This window comes from Deltaproteobacteria bacterium (genome assembly GCA_016180845.1).
GTDB lineage: Bacteria > UBA10199 > UBA10199 > JACPAL01 > JACPAL01 > JACPAK01.
In genome coordinates this window covers 162,949-183,622 of the sequence record JACPAK010000002.1, presented here as the reverse complement: position 1 = coordinate 183,622, position 20,674 = coordinate 162,949, and the positions used below count along the sequence as shown (strand labels likewise).

Here is a 20,674-nt window from a genome sequence, read left to right as displayed (position 1 = left end):
AAGGCCCCCTTCACGGGGGCCGACTTGTTTTTAGAAACGACGGGATTTGAACGGCCGTAACGAAACGATCCAGTGAATCGTTTCGTAGGCCGACGCCCTGGAGTGAGCTGTATAGCGAACGCAAGGGCAAATCCCGTCTCCCGCTAAAACAAGAAGGCCCCCTTCGGCCTTTCGTGTTTCTAAACTCGATGAGGGATTTGGGGCCTGTCTTTTACTCACAACATTAGTCACCAAAAAGCGATAAGATAATCTGAAAGGAGCATTTATGCCAAACCTTCGAATTGGGGCCTTGGTCGTTGCTGTGCTTGGGGCTGCATGTGCGGGAGCGGATGCCGTCACCAGAAATACTACCGCCGTACCTAAGGATGCCCCCCCTTCTCCTCTTCCTCAAAATAACAACCTTCTTCGAGGAATCAGATTCGCTCATACGCTCTTCTCAAGCATATTTAGAGGTTATCGAACGGGAACAGAAAAAGTAAAAACGGATATTGAAAACGGCGTTTGTGCCAATGACCCTCAGTGCCTGGGTGAACTCCTAACAGGTTATTTACTCATGACCAAATGTCTCGCAGAAGATCTGAACCCAGCCAATAATCCAGAGGATTTGATAGCCTCTCTCCACGAAACAAGCAGGATCTGTGGCGAGACAGCTGTCCAAACGGCAGCAATACTTAACTCCCGAAATTTTCTTGATGGGGCAAAGACTGTCTATGATGCCTACGAAAGAGCCATCTCCGAACTTGGCCCCACAATCACAAAGACCACGGAGGAATGCCACGAAAATGAAAATTGCCTTGATGAAACTGCAGAGGGGATGGAAAAACATATAACTTGTTTTACGGATGAGATGACTCGCCCTTCGCAAACACCCCCATCTCCTGAAGAAGGCAATATAACAGCAGCGCTTGATGCTAGAATAGCTGAAGTTGATCGTCTGATCGAGATATCAGCTCGCTGTGAGCAAACGCTAATAAGTCCCTCTCACTAAAAATCCATACACCGATAAATTTTGTCGGCAGGGAGATTTTTCAGAAGCTCTGATTCGAGTATGCCCTGCATCTCTTCGCGTAGATCATCCGGATAATGGAGAACTTTTCGATGGGTCGAGACCAGTTTCTCCAGGACATTTTTATTCTTCGGAAATCTTTTTGCCATGATTCGCGCCTGACGCGCGGGAAAGCGAAGTGTTCCGATACTGATCCAGGCGACTTGATCGGGTTTCACCTTCTTAAAGATCTTCTGCACCACTTCTTGATAATTTTCTTTCCATCTCTCGTGAAAGATCATCGGATCGAAGTGAAAACCAACCGGATAACCAGCCTCTACCACTTGAGAGGCGGCCTTGAGTCGCTCCTCGAGCGAAGCGGTTTTATACTCTTCACGATCAATGATTGTCTGAGGATTAACGGACCAGGAGACGACGGTTTTACCCCGATGATCGAGACCCAGCAGGTTTCTTACAAAGGCAGACTTTGTCTTTAATTCGAGGAACGACCGATCCTGTTTTCCGAAAAAAGGAACCATCTCCCGCGTATGACCTGTCAGGTCATCCAGCGCAAGTGAATCGGCGATCCGTCCTGTCCCGACCACACTCCCCTCCGGGAGTGATGGAATCTGTGTGGCAAGCCTTTCAAGGATCTCCTCGAAATTCGTATAGACCGTAATGACAGGATTATTCTCAAGATAACTCTGCAGGATGCAATACGTACATTCGAGATGGCAGTTTGAAACGAGATCGAGTGAGAAATAAGGACGCCTGGAGCTCTCGGACATCATGCGAAAATCCTTGATCGGATCGGATTTAAGTCTCGTAAGATAAAGCCCCTTCTTCGCCCAGGTCATCTCGACAGGACGCTTTATTTCTCTTCGATCCAGGACAATTTTTACCGGAATTTTTGGGAATTTTTTCAGGAGTCTCTTTGTCAAAGCAAGCTCGGAAACAGCCTGATCGACGAAGAGTTGGAAAGGACGAAATGTTGGCACGGCCCCTGCATTATCTAAATACCGATGAAGCGCAAGTTAGTTTTTCTGAGCCGTTGTTGGCCAATTCTGTCAGCTCAACCACTTTGGAAACCCCTCACTCATGAGCGATGTCCAATTTGATTGTGATTGTGGAGGAAACAACAATTTCTCCTAAAAAGCGATAAAATAGTCATGGGACTGAATCTCATTGCCAATGCCGTTGGACTTCTTGTCCCCCTCGGGACCTTTTTTGGCGCCGTCTTTACTGGAGAAAAGGTGTTGCCAATCTTCTAGAATTAGGTTCCTTCTTCCTTGTTCATCGGCCTGCCGCCCGCTCTATCGGTGGCTTCATGCAGGGGATCGCACTTGTGATGACCCTCGGTGGCTATCTTTTGAGAGGAGTTGAGGTCCTCTTTGAACGGATCATTGAAGATGATTCAGATGATAACTTTGATCTTTATCCTCGTGATTTTGATGCTGATAAGAATAAAACAATCCAAGCCTAAAAAATATTCCCTTTCCCCAAAATATTATTCGGATCAAATTCCTTCTTGATCTGTTTCATCTGACGAATGACGGATGAGGGCCACTGGACCTTCAAGAGATGCCGGTACAGCTTCCCAAGCCCATGCTCACCGGCGACCCCCCCTCCGAGCTTGACCGCCCGGCGACATTGATGGAGCAGCAGTTTCTGGGCGCGAGCCATCTCGCTGTGATTTCGAGCGACGTAATTGATATGCGGATGCCCTTCCCCGAAATGCGCATAGGCGAGATAACGAAGCCCCAACTCCTCGCTCTCCCTCTTCACCTCATCCATCATCTCGCGAATCTTTTCGACAGGGACCCACCAGTCGGTCGAGATCTTCCCTCCCCCATCGATCCGATAACGGCTCACCTCTTCATTGACGGTACTTGGGACTGCGTGGCGTAACTTTCTCAGGCGCTCCTTTGAGACCGGATCGTCCGCCACCACAATATAATCCAGAAAACCCGAGACCTCTTTTGATTTCAAGAGCGGCTCGATAAGGCCGAGCCAGCGCCCTAAATACAGGTCTCCTTCCGCTTCATTCGCATACTCCTGTTTGAAGGTCACTGCCGCCTTGCCTCGCAACGCCCCTGTCGGCGGCCTCTCCTGGGAGGCGACAATCTTCAGAGACTCCTCGTCCAGAAGCTCCATGGACCTCGGTCTTACCTGTTGATCTCGCCTCGCTGTGATCACAAATTCAAGCGCTGATTCGAAATCGGGGAAAAAGGCCCAGGCGAGGAAAAAGGGATTTGAGGGGGGGAGCAGGTCGACAGTCACCTCGGTCACAACCCCGAGCGTCCCCTCAGATCCGATAAAGAGATCGATCGGATCCCCATCAAGGCAATATCCTCCCCGTCCCTTGTGGGGACCGTTGAAGGGTAACTTTCTCTCGATAACGATTTCCGTGCCATCCGCCTTGAACAACTTCAATCGTCGCACATAATCGCGTGTCGATCCGTAGAGAAGACAATCCTCTCCGGCAGCGTTTGTCCCGACGGTCCCACCCAGTTGGGCCTCATGCCGACTCGTCGGATCCGGTGGATAAAAACAGCCTGCCTCTTCAATCTGCCTCTGAAATTGACCAAGCAGGATCCCCGACTCTGCTGTCGCCTGATTTTTCTCGATATCTAAAACCCTGTCCCGATGCCCCATCCAGACCAGGAGCCCACCAAAGGCAACGGAGGAACCGGTCAGGCTCGTCTGACTCCCACAAAAGGTGACCGGAATCTTTTCCTGGTGACAGTATTTCAAGATCTCCGTGAGATCCTGGCTATCGCGCGCCCGATAGACAAGCTCCGGATCGCCTTGAACCACGGTATCGGAGAGATAAGGCCCGATCCTCTGATCTCCACGCGGGATCATCTGGTGGCAGTGTGGAATCTTCTTTAATTTTTTCAACAAGTTAGAACTTCATTACCTCCAAATTTTTGTGGTGTAAATAGTGAGAAACTTTTGTATTTTAAGCCCGATAACAAACACGAGATGGGAGACTCTTACACCAAAATACTAAAAGGCAATCCTCGGGAGAACCATCCGGACAATTTCCTGCCACCCACTTATGACCTCAATCATGACGGCGTTGGGGATCTCCTCACGGCGCAGTGCCACAAGGAAGGAGACAAGGAGGTCTGTAAAGACTATCAGGTCAGACTCGGTCTTAGAAAAGGGGGGTATGTCGATCTCTATGGAACAAATGCGGATCCAGAACCGATAAAGCCGGGCGATACTGTCTATTATTCTGCGAAATTTTATGCCGAGAATCCGTATGCGGCAGCCTCTCCCGGCCAACCGATCCCCTATCCCGTGAAGCTCCTCGGTCCCCAAAAGGCAAAACTCCTTTCAAAAAAGGAGTTGCAAAACCGTTGTAACGAAGAGCTCAAAAATCCGGATCAAACCCCCCAAAGGCTTGACTGTATCCGACAGGCAGAAACGGGACCGGAGGACCATACTTTCCAACCGCACTCCTATCCGGAGCAGTTAGTCTATTTCGAGCCGCCAAAAAAAGCAACCGACTCCGAGAAGGCCGACCTTCCAAACCCTGCCGGGCCGATCCCGCCCGATTATCTGGTGAAAGAAGGGGCGATCCGTCAGGATATTTTTGCGAAACCGAAGGACTTTGACTTCCTCGATTTCGGGACAGAACTGGCCGGCAATATCATTGCGCGTGTTAAGGACGGGACCAGTACCAACCTTGGTGACTATCTCTTTGCCTTGGAAAAAAAGGCGATCACCGAGGAGGAGCTGGTGAAAGCGATTGCCACCCATTGGGCTGACCTCAACACCTTGTTCGTAAAACCAACTCACCAGCTCGATGATCGCGAAAAAAAGAGTGTTGAAAAGGTCACAGATATCGTCCTCAAGGTGACGAAAAAATCGGCCGAGCTCAAGGATGGACTCTTCACGATGCTCGTTCAGTGGGACAAGCCACGCTACCGGACGTACGAGGCGCTCTCCCTCGCCTATAAGATGAACCCCGAAAAAGCGGAGCCCCTCTTCCGGAGCTACCTGAAATCTTCGCAGATTGATGAAGAAACGAAAGAGATCTGTCGCGAGATCCTTGGAGAAAAGGATAATTCAATCCTCACGACAGACGCCCTGATCGCGCAGATCCGGAAGATCATCGTCTCAGATCATCCCCTCGTGATGATCCCAAAGGAGCCGAAAGAACGCGCGAAGGTCGGGAAGAGACTCAAGACAGACGCCAATCGTTTGATTGCCACCTTGGCGAAAAGAGAGCTGACCCCTGAACAGTTCATCGCGGTATTGGATCTGATACACGATAACAAGACCCTCTCAAAGGATGAGTTAAAACCGTTGAGCGAAATCCTGAACGGGAGATTACAAAATCCCAACTTCCTGATCCCGTTCGTCAACTATCTCCTCGCCGTGACAAAACCGGACAACTGGTGTGATACGCGTTGGCAACACCGGCTCGAAAAAGTTCTTCCAAATCTGACACGCCTATTGGGCAATGTCACAGATCCCGAAAAAATTCCTGAGATTGAGAAACTTCTCGTCCTTGCAGACCGGATTGTTGCCGCCCGAGGGGCTGTCCTTGTCGCCTCGGCCCACAAGATCCCCTCTCTCAAACAACCGTTGGCCAGCGAGACGGCAACAAAACTAAAAAAACTCTTTGGAGAACAGGCCCGTAGTCTCTCACCTGGCAGCCTCCTCTCCGTCGCCTATTCCGCCCGTCAAATCATTGGACAAGAGGCGGTCCCGCTGCTCATTCGTTTGAGTCAATACTTTCCCCCAAGATCAGAAAAATCGGATGCGTACAGAGACGATTATGATCTCGTGAAGACCCTCGAACCTGTCGTCGTTTTTGAGGGAGAGGGGACTGAAAGGGTTGTCAAAGAAGTCCGCTACAGGACCTACGATAAAAAAATATCTCGAAAAGCTGTGCCACCAAAAGCAGATCGTTTAAAGAAGAAGATAGGGGAGCCAGAGGTCGATGTCAGTGCCATTTCAGAAGAACTGGAACGATTAAAAAATAGGGACAAGGAAGCGATCGCGGTCCGGCTTGCGGCGTATCAGGCGTTGACTCCCTTCCTCTCTGAAGCAGATGACGAGGTCAAAAAACGTTTTCATGCGGCACTCGATGATGATTCGGCCGCTGTCCGGGTGTGCGCGGCCCAAGCGATGATTGAAAAAGGGGATCCGTATGTTGTCAAACAACTTGTGGACCGGCTGACCGCTTATCTTCAGGACCCGCTTTACCTCTCGGGACGACGAAAAGATCTCAAAAGCATGACCAACGATGAATATTACTTTTTTAATCGTTATAAAATGGAGGTCCCCGTCACGATAACATCAGCTCAAGGAAGACAGGCGGTAGCGGTAGCGCTAACCCTAAAAACCGTAACCCTGCTTGCAATGTCGCGATTTGCCGATGATCTGGAAGAGCCTCGAGAAAAAGCGAATTTCCTCGCGGGGCTCATAGCACGAGAAGATCAAAAGGGGGATCTCGTCGTCGCGATAGAGGCGCTCGCGTCGCTTGTCGGTCCCTTTTCGCTCAGTGTCATAAAGGCGCGCATCGATAAAATCAAAATGGACAAGAAACCGATCCCACCAGAGGTCAGCCTGCTTACTATTGCAATCTATCAAAAGGGGATAGAGGCCCTACCGAAACTCCCTCCAGAGGCGAGGGAACCATCAGAAAGAATCATCGTGGCTCACTACCCGATGATTTTCGACTTCCTGGCTGACAAAAATCCTGACGTCCACAGGCAGGCACTCATCACACTCCGCGCCACGACAAATGACCTTGCAACGCTTGAGAGTTTGCTTTCAGAGCTTCATAGTCCCTACGAACTGGCCCAACAAGAGGCGACACGCGCGCTCAAGACCTATGAGAAGATTGCCGGTGATAAGTACGCGGGAGAATTAAGAGAGGTCATGGCCAAGACACAGAATCCAAAGGTCCGGGCAGAGGCAGCTACAAGACTTGAAGCGCTTGGTACACCTATTCCCACTCAATAGTCGCAGGGGGTTTGGATGAAATATCGTAAACCACACGATTCACCCCCCGCACTTCATTAATCACACGACTTGAGATCTTCTCGAGGAGCTCATACGGGAGGCGAACCCAGTTCGCCGTCATCCCATCCTGACTCTCCACAACACGTACCGCGATCACATTCTCATAGGTCCGTGCATCCCCCATCACCCCGACCGTCTTTACAGGGAGGAGCACCGCAAAAGACTGCCAGACCTTCGTATAGAGGTCGGCCCGTTTGAACTCACGGACCACAACATCATCCGCCTCCCGGAGGATCTGTAACCTTTCTTTCGTGACCTCGCCAAGGATCCTAACGGCCAAGCCAGGCCCTGGAAACGGCTGTCGGTTGATCACCTCCTCGGGAATCCCCAGGAGCCGACCGATCAGGCGAACCTCATCCTTAAAAAGCTCGCGAAACGGCTCCAAAAGTTTGAGATTCATCTTTTCCGGAAGCCCACCGACATTGTGATGACTCTTGATCGTCGCCGATGGACCGCGAAAAGAGACCGATTCGATCACGTCGGGATAGAGCGTCCCCTGGGCCAGATAACGAACTCCAGTGATCTTCTGGGCCTCTCGTTCAAAAACAGCGATAAACTCACGACCGATCTTTTTTCGCTTCTCTTCGGGATCGACGACTCCCTCGAGACATTTTAGAAAATCCTCGCTCGCATCGACACGGATCAAGGGGAGATTCATATTCCGCTTCAAAAGATCGAAGACACGATCCCCTTCGTTCTTTCTGAGTAACCCATTATCAATAAAGAAAGGATGCAGCTGATCCCCAATCGCCCGATGCAGCAGGGCGGCCATGACGGAAGAATCGACACCACCTGAGACAGCACAGATGACATGATCGGAACCGACCATGCCGCGGACATCGCGGATCGTCTTCTCCACAAAAGACTCCATCGACCAATCCGCTTTCAATCCGGAAACTGAAAATAGAAAATTCTTCAAAATCTCTTTTCCCCTCGGGGTGTGAAGGACTTCGGGATGAAACTGGATCCCGAATATTTTTTTCTTCGGATCACCGCAGGCAGCGAGGAGACGATTCAGACTCTCGCCATAGATCTGATAGCCGGGAGGAAGGAGGCTCACATGATCCCCGTGGCTCATCCAGACATCGATCTCGTTCTCCTTCAATCCGGCAAAAATCCCCTCTCTCTTCACGAGATGGACCTTCGCAGGACCATACTCCCGAACAGAGCCCGGACTGACCTTCCCCCCCTCTTCCCGCGCGATCCACTGAAGACCATAGCAGATACCGAGAACTGGAACCCCGAGGGTCAGAATTTCACGATCGGCAGTTGGCGCCTCCCGGTCGTAGACACTCGCCGGTCCTCCGGAGAGGATAATGGCGGAAGGGTTAAAAGACTTGATCTGTGAGATCGAGGTAGAGCAGGGATAAATTTCACAATAGATCTGAAGCTCACGAACGCGACGCGCGATCAGTTGGGTGTATTGGGAGCCGAAGTCGAGGATCAGAACCTTGTTCATTCTAATCGATAGTTTGGTGCTTCTTTTGTAATAACGACATCGTGAACGTGGCTTTCTTTCAATCCTGCTGAGGTAATCCGAACAAAACGTGCCTTCTTTCGGAGTTCATCAAGATTCTTCGCCCCCAGATAACCCATCCCTGAACGAACCCCGCCAACGATCTGCGTAATCTGGGTCGCCAGAGGACCGCGATGGGGCACCATCCCTTCGATCCCCTCCGGGATCAGTTTTGAGCGTTCCTTGATCCCCCCCTGCGCATAGCGATCCCCGCTCCCTTTGAGCATCGCCCCGATCGAACCCATCCCGCGATAGCTCTTGTAGGAACGTCCTTGATAAAGGATGTTTTCACCTGGCGCCTCATCTGTGCCAGCGAGGAGACCACCGATCATGACCGTATCGGCCCCTGCCGCGAGCGCCTTCGTCACATCACCTGAAAATTTGATTCCCCCATCGGCGATCAACGGAATTCCGTGCCGGGTCGTCACCTTCGCGCAATCGATCACCGCAAAAAGCTGAGGAACACCGATACCGGTCACGACACGCGTCGTACAAATCGATCCGGCACCAACACCAACCTTCACCGCGTCGACACCCGCCTTGATCAACGCCTCGGCCGCCTCACCGGTCGCCACATTCCCGGCAATGAGGGGAATGTTGTAGGCCTTCTTGAATTGCCTGACCGTCTCCAGAACCCCTTTTGTATGGCCATGGGCGGTATCAATCACGACCAAATCGACCCCTGCCTCGACGAGTTTCCCGGCCCGCGCCAAGGCTGGCTCACCCACCCCAATCGCCCCCCCCACCCGGAGACGTCCGATCTTGTCCTTTGTTGCGTTCGGAAACTCAGTGACCCGCTCGACATCCTTGATCGTAAAGAGTCCCTTGAGATTCCCCTTTTTATCGATGACAGGTAATTTTTCGATCCGGTTTTTTTGTAAAATTTCCTTCGCCTTTTCGAGTGTCGTCTCTTCTCCCGTCGTGATCACTTCTTTTGTCATCACCTCTCGAACCTTCAGATCAAGATTCCTCTCAAAACGCAAATCACGATTTGTGAGAATCCCCACAAGCCTCTCCCCCTCCGTAATCGGGACCCCGGAAATATTATGCTCTTTCATGACACGGATCACTTCATGCAAGGTCTGATCTGGGGAAAGGGTAATCGGACGGAGAATCATGCCGGACTCGGCACGCTTGACCTTCTCTACCTCCAACGCTTGCTCTTCGGGAGTCAAATTGCGATGAACAATCCCGACCCCCCCCATACGGGCCATGATGATTGCAGTGGCCGATTCGGTCACCGAATCCATCGCCGCAGAGATCACAGGAATATTTAAGGTAATATCCGCCGCTAATCGGGTGGTCGTATCGACCTCGTGAGGCAAAACCTCGCTCTCCTGGGGCAGGAGGAGGATATCGTCGAATGTGAGGGCTTCTTGGATTTCAGGGAGTACCATGGGGGAGGGTTATAGTAACAGGGCTCAACTGTCAAGGGACCGACTTATCGACCATTTTTAGGGAATAGAGGCGTCCCCCGTTGGAGAGATAGCAGAGTTGGTCTCCGTCCAGAAACGGATCCGAGGAGATCCCCTTTTTGGCAAACCGGCGGAACATCAGGCGACCTGTGGTACGATCAACAAAGTTCATGGTAGACGAAGAAAGCCCCACGGCAATGACATCGTTGTGCAGAAGAGGAGCGGTGAGGGCCCCCTCTCCGACTTTTGTTTTCCAGAGTGTCGATCCATCTTTTTTCTGGAGAGCGAGCAAAGACCCTTGGGAGTCAGAAACATAAAGGAGATCTTTTTCAGAGAGAAAAGGGACCGCACTCCCGACAGAAACAGACCAGAGGATCCTGCCACTCTTTGTCACAGCGGTCAGGGGGCCGTCGAAACTCGAGATATAGATCCGATCCCCCTCAATCAGAGGGACCCCATCCAGGTCATGAAACCGCTCACCTGATTCAATCCGGCGCTCCCAGAGAATCTTTCCTGTTTTTGAAGAAAGGGACCAAAAGGTCCCATCGGCAAAACCGACATAAAGATTACCTTCCGGATCCAAAACAGGCGTTGAGTTCCCCCGAATCGTCATCTGCAGCGGCCGCGTACTATGCTGTCGCTCCCAAAGAATCGTCCCCTCCCGCTCGGTCAGGGCGACAACCCGACCTTCCACCGTCACGAGAAAAAGCTGATCCCCTTTTAAAGCAGGAGCGGTCAGGATCTCGGCATCGAGATTGAGGCTCCAGATCTTCTCCCCTGTCTGAAGATCCAGTGCATAAAAATATCCTTCATCATCTCCAAAAAAAACCTTTCCATTTCTAATACCCGGTCTCGAACTAACAGAACCCTCCGTCTTGAAGCGCCAGACCCGCCGGCCATTTTTCTTTTTCATTGCATAAAAATAACCACTCTCGGTCCCGACAAAGATCCGATCCTCATAAACAACCGGTGACGAAAATTCCCGTCTCTTGTATTTAAAAACTCCCCCCTTCTTGACCCGCGAAACCCATTTCGGCTTATAAGGAAGCTTGAAGGCAGGTTGCCGAGGGTAGTTCCGATTCCTTACATGAAATGGCTCAAACCCATAGGCACCGTTCCCTGAGCTCTGAAGTAAAACCAAAAAAAGAAAAAAGATTAGGACTTTTTCGGTGCGTTGATCCATTCGAGATGGGCCTCTGCTTCTTTTCTGACTTCCGGTTGCAACGCCTCTTTTGAAAGACTTTCCAGAAGTTTCTTCGACTCCTCAATCTCCCCCTTTTCCCAAAGAACCTGAGAGATCAAAAGTCTCGTATAGTCAGGGGTCTTGTTTTCCGGATCTTTTTCCGCCCTGCGAAGTTCCATGAGGGCCCGATCCCATTCCTGCTTTCCACGATAGGCAAGGGCCAGATTCTGAATCGCTACGACCCGTAAGACTGCCTGATCTTTCGAAAGATTTTGAAAGGCCCTATCCTTATAATGTCCAATCGCCTCATCCCACTTCTCCTCCTCCAACGCCTTCTTCCCCATCGCAAGTTGTGCGATGACCGCAGCATCGGAACGTGGGTATTTGGCGATTACCTCTTCTGCCTCTGACCATGGACGACCCTCTAACAACCGAAACGCCCTTCTTGAATAACTCTGCGTGTAGCTGTAAAAGGCCCCCCAAAGGGCTCCCAATGCAACCAGAACCACGAAGAAAGTCAGCAGAGCTTTTTTCTTCGCGATGATAAAATGAAGAAGACGAATGGCGACTGTTTCCATTGACTTGTTTGTTTGCCTGACCTAGCGAGCTCTGTCAATATGCCTATCCAAAGGATCAAAAAATTCGGAAAGGGAATTCAAGAAGATCTGAAGATACTACTCACTTATTTCAAGCTCTCCCTCTCAGGAAACAAAGTCGACCGCCGTACAAATTTCCGAAAATGTTCGTCGCCCGTGCTTCTCATTTATGGTTTTGGAGCCGGACGTCGCGTGATGCATATTTTGGAGAGGCGTCTCCGCCGCGACGGATTTTGTGTCTTCAGCCTCAATCTCGGTGGTGTTTTTGGCACCTTCAATACCCACTGTATCGAGGCGTTGTCAAAGTTGGTCAAAAGGAAAATTAAGACGCTTCGTGAAAGATACAGGCTTCCCAAGATCAGTATCATCGGACACTCAAAGGGTGGGCTCATCGGTCAATATTACGTGAAAAGGCTTCAAGGCGATCGACATGTCAAAACCTTGATTACGCTCGGAACCCCTCACTATGGAAATCCACTGGTCTTGTTGGGATTGGTCTCTCCGCTCGCGATCGTCTCAAAAAGTGTCTGGCAGATGTATCCGCTTGCCCCGTTTCTCCGACGTCTGAACCGGGGGCGATTCCCCAAAAATGTCCGCTTTGTTTCGATTTATTCAAAGAAGGATAAAATTTGTTACTACAAGAGCGCCATTTTAAAGATCCCCCGAAATACCAGAAATATGAAAAATATAGAGCTCGAAAACATTGGGCATGTCGATTATTTGATAAAGAAAGAGGCGTACCAGGTAATCCGCAGGGAACTTACGACTTCCTCTTGAAAACGAGCTGGATCGGCGCCCCGTCAAACCGAAACTCTTCACGTATCTGGTTCACCAGAAATCTTTGGAAAGAAAAATGAACCCCCTCAGGTTCGTTTGTGAAAACAACAAACTGCGGCGGAAAGGTCCCTGTCTGTGTCATGTAGTAAAATTTCACCGGCTTCCCCTTGTAGACAGGGAGGTTATGGGTGAGCACAAGCTTTTCAAGGAGCGCATTGAGATCCGATGTCTTCACTTTTTTCCCCATCGAGAGATGAAGACGATCCACCATCGACCAGATCACCTCGGTCCCCTCCCCTGTCTTCGCGGAGATAAAGGCGAGGGGGGCATGGGCCAGAAATTTCAGGCGCTCTCTCGCCATTTTTTTTAGAGAATCGCGGACCCCTTTTTTATTGGGCAGGAGGTCACATTTGTTCCAAATCAGGACGACCCCCTTTTTCTCCTCAAAGGCATACCCAACAACATGGGCATCCTGTTTCTGGATCCCTTCTTTGGCATCGAAAACCGCAAGACAGATTTTGGATCTTTCAATCGCCGATAAGGCGCGAAGGACCGAAAAACGTTCCACCTTCGACGCTGATTTTCCGTGTCTCCGGATTCCAGCAGTATCCAAAAGGAGATAGTCTTGGCCATCACGGCTGATCGGCGTATCGATAACATCACGTGTTGTTCCCGGAGTCTCATCGACCACAACCCGCTCTTCTCCAAGCAGACAATTCAGCAGAGAAGATTTCCCGACATTCGGTCGACCGAGGATCGCAATGGAGATCTTCTCCGGTATCGCCTCTTCAGAGAGGGTCGAGGGGAAACCGTTGACCACCTCCTCCAAAAGCTCTGCCACCCCATAGCCATGTTCACCAGAGACCGGCATCGGTTTTTCGGAGAGGGAATAGAAATCGGCGAGACGCTCCTCGTGGGAAGGCTGATCAATTTTGCTCACGACAATGATAACCTTTTTGCCTGACTTCCGAAGTCGATCCCCTATCTCCTTTTCTTCCGGAAGAAGCCCCGCCTGACCATCGACCACAAAAAGGATCGCTTCCGCCTCATGGATCGCAAGATTAATCTGATCCTGAACCTTCTTCTCGAGACTCCCTTTGACATCAGAGGGAAAGCCGCCGGTATCGACACAGATAAATTCCTTACCATCCCAAGAGGCATTCCCATAATGACGATCCCGAGTCACACCCGCGACATCGAGCGTGATCGACTTCCTCTGGCCGATGATTCGGTTAAAGAGGGTCGATTTGCCGACGTTGGGACGACCGACAATGGCGACGATTGGTTTCATAAATTTACTTCCCTCCCCCCCTGTGGGAGAGGGTCAGGGTGAGGGGTAAAATTATGGCAGCGAGAGGATTCGAACCTCTGACAGAGCGGGTATGAACCGCTTGCTCTACCAACTGAGCTACGCTGCCTAAAATCTTGAATTGCCTCGTAACATCGGGTAGGGAAGGAATCAATATGAAACCCCTGATCACCCTCTCCTCCGATTTCGAAAAACAATCCTATGGTTGTGGCGCGATGGAGGGGGTTATCTACGAGGTCAATCCTGATGCCCATCTGATTCACCATATGCATGGGATCGAGGGGTTTAATCTCTTTCAGGCGGCGCGCACAATGGAAACGCTCGTCACGATGCCGGTCGGGTTTCACGTCTGTGTCGTCGATCCGGGAGTCGGAACAAAGAGACGTGGGATCGCGATCCAGACGGTCCGGGGAGATTATCTGATCGGGCCTGACAACGGAATTTTACGTCCAGGTGCTGAAGCGCTGGGCGGCATCGTGAAGGCGCATGAGCTCCAGAACCCGAAATATCAGCGCCAGCCGGTCTCTCCTATTTTTCATGGACGCGATGTCTTTGCGATGGCGGCCGGTTACCTTTCAAAAGGAGTTTCGCTCGAAGAGTTCGGCCCGTCGATCCCTGTGACCGACCTGATCCCTTCACCGTATCTGAATGCCGAGATCCTTGGGAGTTCGATTCCGGCGATTGTAATCCACAAAAACGCGCTCGGTAATATTTTTTTTAACATCCTGCAAAAGACCTGGGATGAATTCGGGGTCCCGCTGCGAGGTTCGGTTACCCTTTCAAAAGGTACAAAGACGATCCGCCTCACCCATGTCCGAACCTTCGGAGAGGTTTCAAAAAATCATTTTTGTATCATGAAAGATGACTATACGCGCATCGAGGCGGCCGTCACGGAAGGAAATTTCCTGAAGAAATTTCCAGTGAAATTGGGAGAAAAAGTAATTTTCAAAAAATCCTAGAGAGCTTCGCGAGGATCTCCTGCGCACGCTGGTAGGGATTCGCCCCTTTTTTGATCGAAAAATCTGCCTTTTTCACCAGTTCATCGACAACAATCTCCCGAAGTTCTTCTTCGGCCCTCTTTTGTTGCCATTTTTGATCATTCGTTTTTATCCAATGACTGCGATGCCTTTCGAGGGATTGAACCAGCTCAGGGAGACCGGCCCCTTTGACCGCCTGCGTGAGGAGAACTGGAACCTTCCAAGAGTCCTTCTGCGCCCCCATCTCCATCATCGCGAGAAGTTCCTGCCTCAAACGTTCTCCCCCCGGTCGATCCGATTTATTGACCACAAAAATATTGGCGATCTCCAGGATCCCCGCCTTCATCGTCTGGATCGCGTCACCCGATTCGGGTGTCAAAAGCACGATCGTTGTCTGGGCGATCTCCATGATATCGAGTTCCGTCTGACCGACACCGACCGTCTCGACAAGAACAACATCCATCCCTGCTGCATCGAGGAGCCTCACCACCTCCCGCGTCGCCTTCGAGAGACCTCCATGAGATCCCCGACTCCCAAGGCTTCGAATAAAAACGCCGTCGTCACCGGCATGGGATTGCATCCGGATCCGATCCCCGAGAATCGCCCCCCCTGAAAAAGGGCTTGAGGGATCGATCGCGATCACGCCGACTTTTTTTTCTTCTTTGCGAAACGCGGCAATCAACTGGTCAACGAGGGTGCTTTTTCCTGAGCCTGGAGGACCTGTGACGCCAACGACATGGGCCTGTCCTGACCGTTTATGAACTTCAGCCATTAGGGGAAGGAGATCGGCGGATCGATTCTCAATCAGCGAGATCATCCGTGCCAGCGCGGGGCGATCTCCTTCGAGCATTTTTTTCAGAAGTTCCGAGCTCCTCATGAAGACCTCTTTGCCCAGTTTAAACCCGAAAAACAAGCAGTTTTGCCCATGGGGTTCCCTCTCCCCACTTTGGGACTCCTCCCAACAATAAAGGCCAAAGCCGGTGTCAGGCACACTTTTAACTATTTGAAATTAAATGGTAAATTAGATTCAGAAGACGGCACGCTGATTGCAATATAGGGGGCTGAGGAGTGTTATAGATGTTAGTCGAAGCTATCAGATGGGCTACTGGCGAGGAAGATCCGGCGGTTACCGCTGCCCGGATCAATGCCGAATCGGCCGAGCGGGTTGCACGCATGGGTGCCCGCGCCGCTTCTTATGCCGCACAGCAGGAAAGAATTGCTCGCCGGACAGGGCAGGCGATGGAGATGTCCGCAATGCAGGAGGCGATCCGTCAGCAACGTGAGGCGGCACACCTTCAGAGACTCCAGACGGAAAAATTGGCGGCGAAAGAAGAGCTGCGTTTTGCCGTCGGTGAGGCAACCAAAGATAGCTATGAAAAAGTGACAAACGCCTTTGTGAGTTGGGCCCAAACAAACAATACTGCCGAAGAGCAGATGCTCCGGAGTCAATTTGGTTTGAATGAGGATCATCGGTTCGATGCCCCGATCCAGGAACCGAGCATGTACGACATGGCGAATGTTGACCTCCTGACAGGGGCAACGGTCGATAACGATAACCCCTATCAGTTTTCGAGCGATGCCGATAACGAGATGAATGGTTATGTCGATCGACTTTATCCTGATCAGATGCCATCGGCGGACGATCTGGATATAAGAGACGAACAGTTACTCGGTTTGATTAATGAATGGACCGATGGATTTAATCGTGGCGAGACCCCATCAGAGCTCCCTCCCGACCCGAATGCGCAGTTTCATCGGGAGGAGGAATAAGGAGGATATATGGACTTCTACGGATTTGACAAATCAAGCTTGAATCTCCCCGGAGAAAAATTTGGAAACTATATTAGCGACGGGACCCTCATTGGATTCGGAGCTATGGGAGCATTAGCCGGCTATGAAAACAATAAAACGATGGCCAACATGTACACGTCAATGGCCGACACAAATGCCAAGGCGATGGAGGCGATGAATCTGCAGGATAACCTGACCGCCCGTTATATGGCCGAACAGGGTGCGTATGCCTCTGTCGAAAATACACGCTGGCAGGTGATGGGGATGATGTTTCAGGCCAATACGCAGTATCTCAGCACCTCGATGCAGCTCTCCTATGCCGATATGGCAAACCGCAGGGCCTCCTTCAATGAGAGGAAGGCGCTCTCAAACGACCTGCGCGCGATGACGCTTCAGTACAATGCCTATATCCATTCTTTAAATCTCGAGCATGATCAATCCATGACCTCCATGCAGCTCCAGCATGAGGAGAGGATGGCGGAGTATGAGAGGCCGGTTGTAAACGAAGTTGCGATCGATCCGGCGACTCTGTTGTCATAACCCCTGATGACTTCCCTCCTCAATTCCCAGATCAAAACCCCAAAAAGCTACCAAAAAGGTACCTGCCACCTAGCTAACCAATTGTAATCAATAGTAATTTTAATATGTGGGACGGCACGCTGATTGCATATCTAAGAGGACATGAACCTCTACGGATTTGAAAATATAAATCTCCCAATCAAAAGGGGCTTTCTTGATATCAACGGAATTCCAGGGGCTGCTGGAGCGACAGGATTTTCTCCAATAAGTGCACCTGCTGAACCTCCCCCAACAACCGCTGCGGCTGAACCAGCCGGTGGTGGTAGTGGTGATAGTGGTGGTGACGGGAATGGAGCGATGTGGGGCTTTGGCGCGCTGGCACTCGCCAGTTCCGCGGGCAATTCCTTAATGAACAACGAGATGATGACGAGTCTCGCGAAGATCAATACCGGCCTCTGGGAGACCGTCAATGCCAGCAACAACGAGACACAAAAAAGACTTGCCGAGATCAGCACCGGTGCCGAAACCGATCAGACCCGTTGGCAGGTGATGGGGATGATCTTCAATGCAAACACACAATATCTGCAGTCCGTGGATTACAAGAGGTACATGGATCAGGCAAGTCGTCGCGCCTTTTTCAATGAGAGAAAACAGATCACCGGCGAGTCGAAGGTCATGACACTCGCCCATAACGCCGAAATCCATGTCTCACGTCTCGAACATGACCGTGAAATGACGAAGATGGAGTATAATTTCCAGGAGAGGATAGCGGCGTCGACATCGACGGCGACTGGCTAAAGGAGTCACGATGGATTTTTACGGATTTGACAATCAGAATCTGAAATCACCGGGACAGAAATTCGGCTGCCACGCGTGGGTGGCGCTTGTTGTGGCTGCCGCGAAACAAGAGTTTGATGCGGCAATGTATTATTGGAATAGCCCGCTCACCGATATCGCTGATATTAACGCCAAATCTCAGTTGGCGATTGCGAGGGAAAACAACAAAACACTCGGCGAAATTACCCAGCTCCGTACCGATGCGATCATCGATCAAGCAGAACTCCGATCTCAAGGAATTCTGGCCACCGCCAGCCTCCAATACCAACAGGTCAAGGATCAGATGCGAATGATCGAACTTACCGACAAAAGAGAGCATAGAAATTGGAGATTCCAACTTCGTAATGATGTGAAATCACTGACCCTCATGGCGAGCGCCCGACTCCATGCCGACCAACTCGCCTCGGTCCGTAACAAGACTGCAATGCATTACGAGCATGCCGCCCGGCAGGTCGAAGGGGCAAATACCGAAAATTCATAACTCCTGCTTTATCAATTTCTTTGACTTAGATCCCAAAGACCGTTATATTAAAAGACAAGTAAATTCATGTAACTAGAAGGCTGTTGAGAAAGGTCCCAGATACGAGGCGAGCTGCTGAGGCACGACGCAGGCGTACTTGAGTGGTACGTCGAGGAGTGACCGAAGCAGCCAACGAAGTAGATGGGCCTTTGACAACAGCCGTGGGGGGTTATGCCAAAAGATCCGATGGAGGAGCTCTGGGATGTCGTTGCTCAAGAGAGTGATGACGGACAGAAATACATTATCTATCAGAATCAATACGACCTGCTTTACCTCTACGCGAACGGTTTCGTCGATTTCAAAAAACAGACGCTCGAGCAGTGGATCAAGGCGTTTGACGACAGCAAACAAAAGGATGGCGGTTACAAGGTTACGAAAGAGCAGTGGCTCAAAAAAGGTTCCTATCGATATTCAGGACCTATTGGAGAGCCTTTTGACCCTGATCGCCTGCAAGAAAGGGAATTTTCTGAAAAGGAGTTTGAGGCGGTCTTCAAACAGTTTGTCTGCCCTTCCACCTGGATCCCCGAGGCGAATATTCCTCTGATCCTCGACCACTACCGGAAACAAAACAAACTGGTGAATGGAAAAATCAGGATTAATAAGGAAATAAAAAATGAGATCCGGACAGCCCTCGAGAAAATCCCCTCCCCATTAAGAATACTTCAACTCGATATTGCCAGCATCCAGAACAAGGGTCGAAAAGGATTTCCGATACCGGCAGCGACGGCTCAGACAGGCTACGTCCCGGGGATGAATATCCAAAAACTTGCCGCCAAAGGATTGGAACAACTTTCCCGTCGTGCGCCAGAACCTGCCGCACCGGTTCCAGAAGGTTCTACTCTAACACTCAAGGATTTGAGGAAGAAGGGAAAGAAGGGTCCTGCTCGGGCGTAGAGGGATTTAATCTCGCCTCATCAAGCTCCCTCTCCAACTCCCGGATCCGTTTTTCCTTCGCCCGGATCTCGGCGTTCCGAAAGATCGTTGGAATTAATTGAAGCAGGGGCAGGAAAACCATTCCGAGACAAAAGGCAGTGAGAATCACAAAACCGGCAGGAACTGAAAGCGACTTCAGGGTGAAAAGATGTGGTACACTAAAACGAAAACTCATCGGGTAATTAAAATCAATACTCCCGACATTGCTGTAAATCGAATTCAGGACAATAAAACAGGCCAGAGCGATGATGATCGCATAAATGACCTTTTTCATAGATTTACCCATCCTTTCTTTAAGATTTTATAGGTATCCTGCAAATATTGTGGAAGAGATCGGGTATCCGCCAGCACCGGCATACATCCGGTATCAGCAGGCCACCTCGGGACAACATGCATATGAAGATGTTCGGCAATACCGGCACCGCCAGCCTGGCCGATATTCATACCGATATTAAATCCATGGGGTTTGAAGGCCTTTTTCAAAACAAGGACAGATTTCCTGATGAGCTGATGATGTTCCGCCATCTCATCCTCCCTCAAGTCCTCAAACCGGGCGGTGTGACGGTAAGGAACGACCATCAGATGTCCATTGATGTACGGATATCGGTTCAAAATCACAAAGTTCTTCTTCCCTCGATGTAGAATATAACTCTGCTGATCTTGCTTTCCGCGGCTCCTTTTGCATAAAACACACCCCTTCTCTTTTTTCGCCTTCAGATATTCAATCCTCCATGGCGCCCAGATGACTTTCATTGTAAATTTCCTATATCATAATTTCAGTGTCTTACCTATCTGGCAAGTTTTTTAAACAGGTTCATAACAGACACCTGATACCCCAGTCGTCGGTAGAGTCGCGCCGCTGTCTCATTCTGACCCAAGACATGGAGATTAATCCTTTGAACCCCCATTTTTTTTGCCTCCTCTTCCATGAGTGAGAGCGCTTGAAAACCATACCCCTTTCGCTGGCATTCTTTGATAATCACAATGTCATAAAGGTATGCCTGAAGAGACTGACCCACCTTGGAAGTTCCGTACCAAAGGTGTCCGATTTTTTTCTTTGATGAGGTATCGATGAGCGAATAGAGACAGTGGTTCGGCGTTGACTTCCCTTGAGGTAGTATCGAACAAAATTGACGCTCGGCCTCCTGAAGTGCTTCGTCATCACTAACTCCCCGAATGCCCTTTAATTTTTCTGCAGAACTTTTGATGGAGTCTTTCGCAAACAATTTGAATTCATCTTCATCCATCTTTTTGAATGCAATCTTCATCTC

Annotated in this window: 21 protein-coding genes and 1 tRNA gene; 10 read left to right on the top strand and 12 right to left on the bottom strand. The window is 50.4% G+C overall.

All coding sequences use genetic code 11. The annotated features are described in order from the left end of the window. Positions 1-265: 265 nt before the first annotated feature. A complete protein-coding gene (locus HYT76_05050) occupies positions 266-988 on the top strand; it encodes a hypothetical protein (protein ID MBI2082917.1) in 723 nt (240 codons plus the stop codon). Here HYT76_05050 and HYT76_05045 read toward each other — a convergent pair. Next, the gene (locus HYT76_05045; GenBank protein ID MBI2082916.1) at positions 985-1,983 is read right to left on the bottom strand and encodes a hypothetical protein; all 999 of its coding nucleotides are present in this window, start codon (positions 1,981-1,983) and stop codon (positions 985-987) included. The genes HYT76_05050 and HYT76_05045 overlap by 4 nt on opposite strands. 329 nt (positions 1,984-2,312) lie before the next feature. On the opposite strand from HYT76_05045, the gene HYT76_05040 reads away from it, so the two are divergent. Beyond that, a complete protein-coding gene (locus HYT76_05040) occupies positions 2,313-2,468 on the top strand; it encodes a hypothetical protein (protein MBI2082915.1) in 156 nt (51 codons plus the stop codon). Here HYT76_05040 and HYT76_05035 read toward each other — a convergent pair. Continuing rightward, positions 2,465-3,850 (bottom strand): FAD-binding oxidoreductase, encoded by a 1,386-nt coding sequence (locus HYT76_05035; GenBank protein MBI2082914.1) that lies wholly within the window; start codon positions 3,848-3,850, stop codon positions 2,465-2,467. The two genes, HYT76_05040 and HYT76_05035, sit on opposite strands and share 4 nt — an antisense overlap. Before the next feature lie 120 nt (positions 3,851-3,970). Between HYT76_05035 and HYT76_05030 the strand changes: the two genes are divergently transcribed. Next, positions 3,971-6,970: a hypothetical protein gene (locus tag HYT76_05030; protein MBI2082913.1), complete on the top strand. Its 3,000-nt coding sequence runs from the start codon at positions 3,971-3,973 to the stop codon at positions 6,968-6,970. Here HYT76_05030 and guaA read toward each other — a convergent pair. Genes guaA through HYT76_05010 form a run of 4 tightly spaced genes read right to left on the bottom strand, consistent with a single transcriptional unit; the run spans position 6,954 to position 11,722 of the window. After that, positions 6,954-8,489, bottom strand: a complete 1,536-nt coding sequence (gene guaA, locus HYT76_05025) for a glutamine-hydrolyzing GMP synthase (protein ID MBI2082912.1) — start codon at positions 8,487-8,489, stop codon at positions 6,954-6,956. The genes HYT76_05030 and guaA overlap by 17 nt on opposite strands. Continuing rightward, on the bottom strand, positions 8,486-9,943 hold the full coding sequence (gene guaB / locus HYT76_05020) for an IMP dehydrogenase (GenBank protein ID MBI2082911.1): 1,458 nt from the start codon (positions 9,941-9,943) through the stop codon (positions 8,486-8,488). Before guaB ends, guaA begins: the two co-directional genes overlap by 4 nt. A gap of 31 nt (positions 9,944-9,974) precedes the next feature. Beyond that, positions 9,975-11,144: a PQQ-binding-like beta-propeller repeat protein gene (locus tag HYT76_05015; protein ID MBI2082910.1), complete on the bottom strand. Its 1,170-nt coding sequence runs from the start codon at positions 11,142-11,144 to the stop codon at positions 9,975-9,977. Next, entirely contained in the window at positions 11,117-11,722 is a 606-nt protein-coding gene (locus HYT76_05010) for a hypothetical protein (protein ID MBI2082909.1), read from the bottom strand. The genes HYT76_05015 and HYT76_05010 overlap by 28 nt, the downstream gene beginning before the upstream one ends. 39 nt (positions 11,723-11,761) lie before the next feature. Between HYT76_05010 and HYT76_05005 the strand changes: the two genes are divergently transcribed. Then, on the top strand, positions 11,762-12,517 hold the full coding sequence (locus tag HYT76_05005) for an alpha/beta fold hydrolase (GenBank protein MBI2082908.1): 756 nt from the start codon (positions 11,762-11,764) through the stop codon (positions 12,515-12,517). On the opposite strand, the gene der is transcribed toward HYT76_05005, so the two are convergent. Continuing rightward, a complete protein-coding gene (gene der, locus HYT76_05000) occupies positions 12,501-13,808 on the bottom strand; it encodes a ribosome biogenesis GTPase Der (protein ID MBI2082907.1) in 1,308 nt (435 codons plus the stop codon). The genes HYT76_05005 and der overlap by 17 nt on opposite strands. 54 nt (positions 13,809-13,862) lie before the next feature. Then, positions 13,863-13,935, bottom strand: a tRNA-Met gene (locus tag HYT76_04995). A 46-nt stretch (positions 13,936-13,981) separates the two neighbouring features. Between HYT76_04995 and HYT76_04990 the strand changes: the two genes are divergently transcribed. Then, a complete protein-coding gene (locus HYT76_04990) occupies positions 13,982-14,785 on the top strand; it encodes an SAM-dependent chlorinase/fluorinase (GenBank protein ID MBI2082906.1) in 804 nt (267 codons plus the stop codon). On the opposite strand, the gene meaB is transcribed toward HYT76_04990, so the two are convergent. Beyond that, positions 14,772-15,680: a methylmalonyl Co-A mutase-associated GTPase MeaB gene (gene meaB, locus HYT76_04985; protein MBI2082905.1), complete on the bottom strand. Its 909-nt coding sequence runs from the start codon at positions 15,678-15,680 to the stop codon at positions 14,772-14,774. The genes HYT76_04990 and meaB overlap by 14 nt on opposite strands. A 200-nt stretch (positions 15,681-15,880) precedes the next feature. Here meaB and HYT76_04980 point away from each other — a divergent pair, with 200 nt between their 5' ends. The 5 genes from HYT76_04980 to HYT76_04960 all read left to right on the top strand — a co-directional run bounded on the left by HYT76_04980 (position 15,881) and on the right by HYT76_04960 (position 19,364). After that, positions 15,881-16,573, top strand: coding sequence for a hypothetical protein (locus HYT76_04980; GenBank protein ID MBI2082904.1), 693 nt, complete (start codon positions 15,881-15,883; stop codon positions 16,571-16,573). 9 nt (positions 16,574-16,582) lie between these two features. Continuing rightward, positions 16,583-17,134 carry a hypothetical protein gene (locus tag HYT76_04975; GenBank protein ID MBI2082903.1) on the top strand — a complete coding sequence of 184 codons (552 nt, stop codon included), beginning with the start codon at positions 16,583-16,585 and terminating at the stop codon, positions 17,132-17,134. Between the two features lie 141 nt (positions 17,135-17,275). Further along, positions 17,276-17,911 (top strand): hypothetical protein, encoded by a 636-nt coding sequence (locus HYT76_04970; protein MBI2082902.1) that lies wholly within the window; start codon positions 17,276-17,278, stop codon positions 17,909-17,911. A gap of 10 nt (positions 17,912-17,921) precedes the next feature. Then, positions 17,922-18,431 carry a hypothetical protein gene (locus HYT76_04965; protein ID MBI2082901.1) on the top strand — a complete coding sequence of 170 codons (510 nt, stop codon included), beginning with the start codon at positions 17,922-17,924 and terminating at the stop codon, positions 18,429-18,431. A gap of 210 nt (positions 18,432-18,641) precedes the next feature. Next, positions 18,642-19,364, top strand: coding sequence for a hypothetical protein (locus tag HYT76_04960; GenBank protein MBI2082900.1), 723 nt, complete (start codon positions 18,642-18,644; stop codon positions 19,362-19,364). Here HYT76_04960 and HYT76_04955 read toward each other — a convergent pair. Genes HYT76_04955 through HYT76_04945 form a run of 3 tightly spaced genes read right to left on the bottom strand, consistent with a single transcriptional unit; the run spans position 19,318 to position 20,671 of the window. Then, positions 19,318-19,677 carry a LapA family protein gene (locus tag HYT76_04955; GenBank protein MBI2082899.1) on the bottom strand — a complete coding sequence of 120 codons (360 nt, stop codon included), beginning with the start codon at positions 19,675-19,677 and terminating at the stop codon, positions 19,318-19,320. The genes HYT76_04960 and HYT76_04955 overlap by 47 nt on opposite strands. After that, positions 19,674-20,156: an HIT domain-containing protein gene (locus tag HYT76_04950; GenBank protein ID MBI2082898.1), complete on the bottom strand. Its 483-nt coding sequence runs from the start codon at positions 20,154-20,156 to the stop codon at positions 19,674-19,676. Before HYT76_04950 ends, HYT76_04955 begins: the two co-directional genes overlap by 4 nt. A 35-nt stretch (positions 20,157-20,191) precedes the next feature. Next, positions 20,192-20,671, bottom strand: a complete 480-nt coding sequence (locus HYT76_04945; GenBank protein MBI2082897.1) for a GNAT family N-acetyltransferase — start codon at positions 20,669-20,671, stop codon at positions 20,192-20,194. Between the last annotated feature and the right edge of the window lie 3 nt (positions 20,672-20,674).